Below are 7,403 nucleotides of genomic sequence, written 5' to 3'. Positions count from 1 at the left end.
CCCGCCGTCGTGCCGTGCCGGCCACCCGCGGCTCGCCCGTGCGCGGCCGACGGCCCCGGCGCGGTGCGCGCGCCGGGGCCGTCGGGGTGCTGCGGGGTGCCGTCGGCCGGGTCGCCGACGCCGGTCACCGCTGGGCGGGGGCAGCCGCGTCCGCGACCGGGGTCTCCGCCGGCGTGCCCTGCGGGGCGAGGTCGGACGCCTTCGGCTTCGCGTCGACGCCCGCCTCCTTGCGCTGCTGCGGCGTGATCGGGGCCGGCGCGCCGGTCAGCGGGTCGTAGCCGCCACCCGACTTCGGGAACGCGATGACGTCGCGGATGGACTCCGAGCCGGTCAGCAGCGCCACGACGCGGTCCCAGCCGAGCGCGATGCCGCCGTGCGGCGGGGCGCCGAACTGGAAGGCGTCGAGCAGCCAGCCGAACTTCTCGCGGGCCTCCTCCTCGCCGATGCCCATGACCGCGAAGACGCGCTCCTGGACGTCCCGGCGGTGGATACGGATCGAACCGCCGCCGATCTCGTTGCCGTTGCAGACGATGTCGTAGGCGTAGGCCAGGGCCTCGCCCGGGGACTCCTCGAAGCGGTCGATCCACTCCGGCGTCGGCGACGTGAACGCGTGGTGCACGGCGGTCCACGCGCCCTCGCCGACGGCCACGTCGTCGTCCTCGCCCGTCGGCTTGAACAGCGGCGCGTCCACCACCCAGACGAACGACCAGGCGGACTCGTCGATCAGCTCGGCGCGGCGGCCGATCTCCAGGCGGGCGGCGCCCAGCAGGGCGCGCGCCTCGGCCGGCTTGCCGGCGGCGAAGAACACCGCGTCGCCCGGCTGCGCGCCGACGGCCGCCGCGAGGCCCTCGCGCTCGGCGTCGGTGATGTTCTTGGCGACGGGCCCGCCGAGCGTGCCGTCCTCGCCGACGGTGACGTACGCGAGGCCCTTGGCGCCGCGCTGCTTCGCCCACTCCTGCCAGGCGTCGAACCCGCGGCGGGGCGTCGAGGCGCCGCCCGGCTGGACGACCGCGCCGACGTACGGCGCCTGGAAGACGCGGAACGGCGTCTCGGCGAAGTACTCGGTGAGCTCGACGAGCTCCAGGCCGAACCGCAGGTCCGGCTTGTCGGTGCCGTACTTCGCCATCGCGTCGGCGTAGGTCATCCGGGCGATCGGGGTGGGGATCTCGTAGTCGATGAGGCCCCACAGCGCGACGAGGATCTGCTCGCCGAGCGCGATGACGTCCTCCTGGTCGACGAACGACATCTCGACGTCGAGCTGGGTGAACTCCGGCTGCCGGTCGGCGCGGAAGTCCTCGTCGCGGTAGCAGCGGGCGATCTGGTAGTACCGCTCCATGCCGCCGACCATGAGCAGCTGCTTGAACAGCTGCGGCGACTGCGGCAGGGCGTACCAGGAGCCCGGCGCGAGGCGGGCGGGGACCAGGAAGTCGCGCGCGCCCTCGGGGGTCGAGTGGGTCAGCGTCGGGGTCTCCACCTCGACGAACTCGTGCGCCTCCAGCACGCGGCGCGCGGCCTGGCTGGCACGGGACCGCATCCGCAGGGCCTTCGCCGGGGCGGGCCGGCGCAGGTCGAGGTAGCGGTAGCGCAGGCGCGCCTCCTCGCCCACCGGCTCGTCGAGCGACGAGGACACCTGGAACGGCAGCGGCGCGGACTCGTTGAGGACGACCACCTCGTCGGCGGTCACCTCGATCTCGCCGGTCGCGAGGTGCGGGTTCTCGTTGCCCTCGGGGCGGCGGCCGACGGTGCCGGTCACCTGGAGCACGTACTCGGCGCGCAGGCCGTGCGCGACGGCCTCGTCCCGGATCACGACCTGGGCGATGCCCGAGGCGTCCCGGAGGTCCACGAAGGCCACCCCACCGTGATCGCGCCGGCGGTCCACCCACCCGGTCAGGGTGACGGTGGTGCCGATGTGCTCGGCCCGCAGCGAGCCGGCGGTGTGGGTGCGCAGCACGAGGAGTCCTCTCCGGTGTCGGGGCGCTGCCCGTCCGAGCAGCCCGGCGAGTCTACTGCCGACGGGCCCGCCGCCGTCGCGGTGATACCCGCGGCACGAGCCCGCCGGGGCGGGTCGCGTGCCCGCCACCCGCGCGGACGCCGGACGCCACCTGCCGGACCCGCCGCCGGGGCGGACGCCGGACACCGCCCGTCAGAACAGCGCGGGCTGCACCGCCCCGGTCAGCGCGCCCGCCAGGGCACCCTCCGGCGTCTCCGCCGCCGCCCGGTCCGGTCGCACCCGCCACGGTGACGGCTGGGCCGCGCTCCCGCGACCGTCGCGGCCCGCCGCACCGCCCGTCGTCGCACCGCCCGTCGTCGCACCGCCGCCTCCCGCCGCGCGGCCTACCGGGGACCCCGCCCCCTCCGCCGGCGCCGCCCCGGGGCCGTGCAGCCCGTACCGCCGGCGGAGCGGCCGGACCCGCTCGGACAGCCAGCGGCGGTACTCCTCGGGCACGTACGCCCCGCGCGCGTACAGCCGGCGGTAGTTCGGGACCAGCTCGGGCCGGTGCTCGGCGAGCCAGGACAGCATCAGCGGCCGCACCGGGCCGCGCAGGTGCAGCGGGATCGTCGTCACCCACGACGCGCCCGCCTCCGCGAGGTCGCGGAACAGGCCGTCGAGGTGCGCCGTCGAGTCGGTGAGCCACGGCATGACCGGCGCGACCAGGACGCCGCACTCCAGCCCCGCCTCCCGGACGGCGCGGATCAGCCCCAGCCGGGCGCGCGGCGTCGGGGTGCCCGGCTCCATCGCCTGCTGCAGGTCCTCGTCGCCGATCGCGAGCGACACCGCGACGCCGACCCCGACCTCCCCCGCCGCCTCGGTGAGCAGCGGGAGGTCCCGGCGCAGCAGCGTCCCCTTGGTCAGCAGGGACAGCGGGGTGCCGGAGTGCGCGAGCGCGCCGATGATCCCGGGCATGAGGGCGTACCGGCCCTCGGCCCGCTGGTACGGGTCGGTGTTCGTGCCGAGCGCCACGTGCTCGTGCCGCCAGGACGGTCGGCGCAGCTCCGCGGTCAGCACCTCGACCACGTTGGTCTTGACGACGATCTGGGTCTGGAAGTCCTCGTCCGGGCCCAGTCCCAGGTACTCGTGCGTCGGGCGGGCGAAGCAGTAGGTGCACGCGTGCAGGCAACCGCGCATGGGGTTGACGGTCCACCGGAACGGCATCGCCGAGGCCTCCGGGACCTTGTTCAGCGCCGACCTGGCGTGCACCTCGTGGAACGTCACGCCCGCGAACTCCGGGGTGCGGACCGACCGCTGGTGCCCGGCCAGCGCGAGTCCCGGGAGCGCCTGCGCCGCCTCCACCGCGATCTTCTGCCCGTCCCACCGCATGGCCCGATTCGAACACGTGTTCGACCCGAGCGCAAGCACCCGGCCCGCACCTGGGGACCTGCCCAGGAACTCAGCATGCTGGCCTTCCGGTTGCCGACCGGCCCGACCCGGCGGACGGTGGAGCCATGACCTCCGCGAACCCGGCCCAGCCCGCCCCGAGCCGCCCCGCCCGCCGCGACGCCGCCGGCGCGCGCTCCGGACCCGCCGCCCGTGGCTGGCCGGTGCTCGTCGGCCTGCTGCTGGTCAACGCCGCCGTGGCGTTCGGCGGCGGCCTGGCGTCGACCTCCGGCGTCGACGGCTGGTACGCGGACGCCGACAAGCCCGCGTGGACGCCGCCCGACTGGGTGTTCGGCCCGGTGTGGACGGTGCTCTACGTCGTGATGGCGGTGGCCGCCTGGCTGATCTGGCGGCGGCACGGCCGCGCCGCGACCACGGCGCTCGTGCTGTACGGCGTGCAGCTCGCGCTGAACGCCGCGTGGACGCCGGTGTTCTTCGGCGCCGAGCAGCTCGGCGCCGGGCTGGCGATCATCCTGGCGCTCGAGGTGGCGCTGGTCGCGACGATCGTCGCGTTCCACCGCCTGACCCCGTGGGTCGCCTGGCTGCTCGGGCCCTACCTGGCGTGGGTCCTGTACGCGACCACCCTCAACGCCGGCGTCGCCGCCCTGGCCTGACCGGCCCCGTCAGCCCTCTGCGGGGACCACCCGCGGCCAGAGGTCCTCGGCCGGCGGCGCCCACGTCGCGGCGTCGGCGTCGACCTGGTCACCCGACCGGATGTCCTTGACCTGGTCCGCCGCGCCGTCCTCGGCCGCCGGGAACCACACGTAGGGGATCCCCCGCCGGTCGGCGTGCTTGATCTGCTTGCCGAACTTGGCGGCCGTCGGGGCGACCTCCACCGGGACGCCCCGCGCCCGCAGGGCCGTCGCCACCGCGTCCGACGCCGGCCGGCTCTCCTCCGAGGTCACCGCGACCAGCACGGCGGCCGGCACGCCACGGGTCGCGCGGACCAGCCCGCCCGACAGCAGCCGGGACACCAGGCGCGAGACGCCGATCGACAGGCCGACGCCCGGGTAGGTCTGCTTGCCGTCCGAGGCCAGCGTGTCGTAGCGGCCGCCGGAGCAGATGGAGCCGAGCTGCTCGTGGCCGACCAGCACCGTCTCGTAGACCGACCCGGTGTAGTAGTCCAGCCCGCGGGCGATCTTGAGGTCGGCGACCACCACGCCGGGCGCGCGCACGGCCGCGGCCTCGATCAGCTGCCGCAGCTCGCCGAGGCCCTGCTCCATCAGCTCGGACTCGACACCGTGCGCGGCGGCGAGCTCGCGCACCCGGTCGACGACGCCCGCGTCCCCGCCGGAGATCGCCGCGAGGTCGAGGCACGCCCGCGCCTGCTCGGGCGTCGCGCCCGTCTCGGCCACCAGCAGGTCGGCGACCTTCTCCGGCCCGATCTTGTCGAGCTTGTCGATGCTGCGCAGCACGCCGTCGACGTCGGTGAGCCCGATGCCGCGGTAGAAGCCCTCGGCGACCCGGCGGTTGTTCACCAGGATCCGCACGGGCGGCACGCCGATGTCCCGCAGGGCGCCCAGCGCCTCCGCCATGACCAGCGGCAGGTCGACCTCGTAGTGGTAGGGCAGGTCCCCCGCGCCGACCACGTCGATGTCCGCCTGCACGAACTCGCGGAACCGGCCGTCCTGCGGACGCTCGCCACGCCACACCTTCTGGACCTGGTAGCGCTGGAACGGGAACGCGAGGTGGCCGGCGTTCTCCAGGACGTACCGCGCGAACGGCACGGTGAGGTCGAAGTGCAGACCGAGCTGACCCGACCGGTCGGCGCCGTCGCCCTCCTCCTGCAGCCGGCGCAGGACGTACACCTCCTTGGAGGTCTCGCCCTTGCGCAGCAGCTGGTCGAGCGGCTCGACCGCCCGGGTCTCGATGCCGGCGAACCCGTGCAGCTCGAAGGTGCGCCGCAGGGTGTCGAGGACGTGCTGCTCGACGACGCGGCCGTCGGGGAGCCACTCGGGGAAACCGGACAGAGGAGTCGGACGTGCCATGCGGGTCAGTTTGCCAGGTACGGGTTGGTGGCCAGCTCCGCGTCCACCCGCGTGGCAGGTCCGTGGCCCGGCAGGACGTGCGTGCCGGGCGGCAGCGCCCCGACGACCTCGCGCAGCGTGGCGGCCATCGCGGAGGGGTCCCCGCCCGGCAGGTCGGTCCGGCCGACCGACCCCGCGAACAGCACGTCGCCGGTGAACGCCACGCTCTGCTCGCCCGCGGCCAGCAGGTAGAGCGTCGAGCCCTCGGTGTGGCCGGGCGCGTGCCGGGCGACCAGCGTCACCGAGCCGAGCGCGAGCCGGGCGTCCGGCGTGCGGGCGGCGTCACCCTCGCCGAACGGCGCGACCAGCGCGGCGTCGACCCGGCCGAACGTCGCGGGGTCCAGCCCGGCCGCGACGGCCGCCGACAGCAGCGCGGCGCCGACGCCCGGGTCGGCCGGCCCGCCGAGGCCGAGCGTCCCGAGCGGGTCGGCGAGCCGGTACGCGTCCCGGGCGTGCAGCCGCAGCGGCACGCCCGCCTCCGCGGCGAGGGCACCGGCGTCGGCCACGTGGTCCGCGTGGCCGTGCGTCGCGACGATGCCGGCGATCCGCAGCCCGTGCTCCGCGACGGTGCGTCGCACGGCGTCCGCGACGCCCCCGCCCGGGTCCACGACGACACAGTCGCCGTCGTCGGCCGCCACCACGTAGCAGGCCGCGGCGAACACGGGAGCGGTCAGGCCGAGGATGCGCACGCGGCCACGCTAGCGGCGGTCCGCGGAGCCCCGGCACGCAGGCGCGCGGCGCGGGTCACCCGGGGCACCCCCCGCCTGCCTAGACTGTCCGGCGGGCGCGGGCGCGGCCGTGCCCGCGCACGGGTGACCCGCCGACGCCGAGACCGAGGAGAGTGCGTGCCGTCCAGCAAGCGCGAGCGCGAGTACGAGCGCCGCCGGTACGAGAAGTGGCAGCAGCGCCAGGCGCAGAAGCACGCGCGTCGCCGCCGCCAGCAGATCATCGCCGGCGGGGTCGTCGGCGTGCTCGTGCTCGGCGTGGGCATCACCGCCGCGCTCCTGGCCACCGGCGGCGACGACGCCACGGCCGGCTCCGGTGCGACCGACGCCCCGACCGCCACCGCGGCGCCCACGACGGGCGCGGAGCGCCTGGGCAACGGCGGCGTGCTGCCCGACGCGGCGCTCGCCGAGGGCCGCACCTGGACCGGCACCATCAGCACCAGCCAGGGCGAGATCGGCGTCGAGCTCGACGGGGCGGCCGCGCCGCAGGCGGTCGCGAACTTCGTGACCCTCGCGCAGGAGGGCTACTTCGACGGCACCGGCTGCCACCGGCTCACCACCAGCGGCATCTACGTGCTGCAGTGCGGCGACCCCACCGGGACCGGCACGGGCAGCCCCGGTTACGCCTTCGGCCCCATCGAGAACGCCCCCGCGGACGACGTCTACCCGGCCGGCACCCTCGCCATGGCACGCCAGGGCGGGAACGGCGAGTCGATGGGCAGCCAGTTCTTCCTCGTCTACGAGGACTCGACCATCCCGGCGGACGACGCCGGGGGCTACACCGTGTTCGGCCGCATCACGTCGGGCCTCGACGTCGTGCAGGCAGTCGCTGACGCGGGCGTGAGCGGCGGTGCCACGGACGGCGCCCCGGCCACCCCCGTCACCATCGAGGGAGTGGAGACCCAGTGACCGAGACGCCCGACGAGCAGCAGCGCCCCCAGGACGAGGCCGCCGCGGCCACGACTCCCGAGGTCGGCGACGCCCAGGTCACCGCGACGGGTGACGCCGAGGCCCCCGCGACCGAGGTCCCCGCCGAGGACGCCCCCGCGACCGAGGAGGCACCGGTCGAGGAGCAGGCCCCCACCGAGGAGCCCACCCCCGCTGAGGAGCAGGCCCCCACCGAGGAGCCCACCCCGACCGAGGAGCCCACCCCCGCTGAGGAGCAGGCCCCCACCGAGGAGCCCGCCCCCGAGGCCGCCGCGCCCGAGGCCGAGCCCGAGCCCGCGGCGGACGACGCCCCCGCGACCGACGCCCCCGCCGACGTGGCGCCGCCCG

7 protein-coding genes are annotated in these 7,403 nt (G+C 76.1%); 3 read left to right on the top strand and 4 right to left on the bottom strand.

Annotation, left to right across the window (positions count from 1 at the left end; genetic code table 11):
- Positions 1-124 precede the first annotated feature (124 nt).
- Both aspS and FA014_RS16545 read right to left on the bottom strand, forming a co-directional pair.
- Positions 125-1,951 (bottom strand): aspartate--tRNA ligase, encoded by a 1,827-nt coding sequence (aspS, locus tag FA014_RS16550; protein WP_154730745.1) that lies wholly within the window; start codon positions 1,949-1,951, stop codon positions 125-127.
- 192 nt (positions 1,952-2,143) lie between these two features.
- Positions 2,144-3,319, bottom strand: a complete 1,176-nt coding sequence (locus tag FA014_RS16545; protein ID WP_154730744.1) for an Rv2578c family radical SAM protein — start codon at positions 3,317-3,319, stop codon at positions 2,144-2,146.
- Positions 3,320-3,444: 125 nt separating this feature from the next.
- Between FA014_RS16545 and FA014_RS16540 the strand changes: the two genes are divergently transcribed.
- Entirely contained in the window at positions 3,445-3,990 is a 546-nt protein-coding gene (locus FA014_RS16540) for a TspO/MBR family protein (protein ID WP_154730743.1), read from the top strand.
- Positions 3,991-3,999: 9 nt separating this feature from the next.
- Here FA014_RS16540 and hisS read toward each other — a convergent pair whose 3' ends face one another.
- A complete protein-coding gene (gene hisS, locus FA014_RS16535) occupies positions 4,000-5,364 on the bottom strand; it encodes a histidine--tRNA ligase (protein WP_154730742.1) in 1,365 nt (454 codons plus the stop codon).
- 5 nt (positions 5,365-5,369) lie between these two features.
- Entirely contained in the window at positions 5,370-6,092 is a 723-nt protein-coding gene (locus FA014_RS16530) for an MBL fold metallo-hydrolase (protein WP_154730741.1), read from the bottom strand.
- 156 nt (positions 6,093-6,248) lie between these two features.
- Between FA014_RS16530 and FA014_RS16525 the strand changes: the two genes are divergently transcribed.
- Complete coding sequence (locus FA014_RS16525) at positions 6,249-7,037, top strand: peptidylprolyl isomerase (protein ID WP_154730740.1); 789 nt, start codon at positions 6,249-6,251, stop codon at positions 7,035-7,037.
- Positions 7,034-7,403 (top strand): hypothetical protein (locus FA014_RS16520; protein WP_230323288.1); only part of this gene is annotated, 370 nt, incomplete at its 3' end. The genes FA014_RS16525 and FA014_RS16520, both read left to right, overlap by 4 nt.

The sequence above is a fragment of the Cellulomonas hominis genome (genome assembly GCF_005239125.1).
Classification (GTDB): domain Bacteria; phylum Actinomycetota; class Actinomycetes; order Actinomycetales; family Cellulomonadaceae; genus Cellulomonas; species Cellulomonas hominis_A.
Note: the sequence above shows the minus strand (reverse complement) of the source record. Positions and strands in the feature narration are given on the sequence as shown.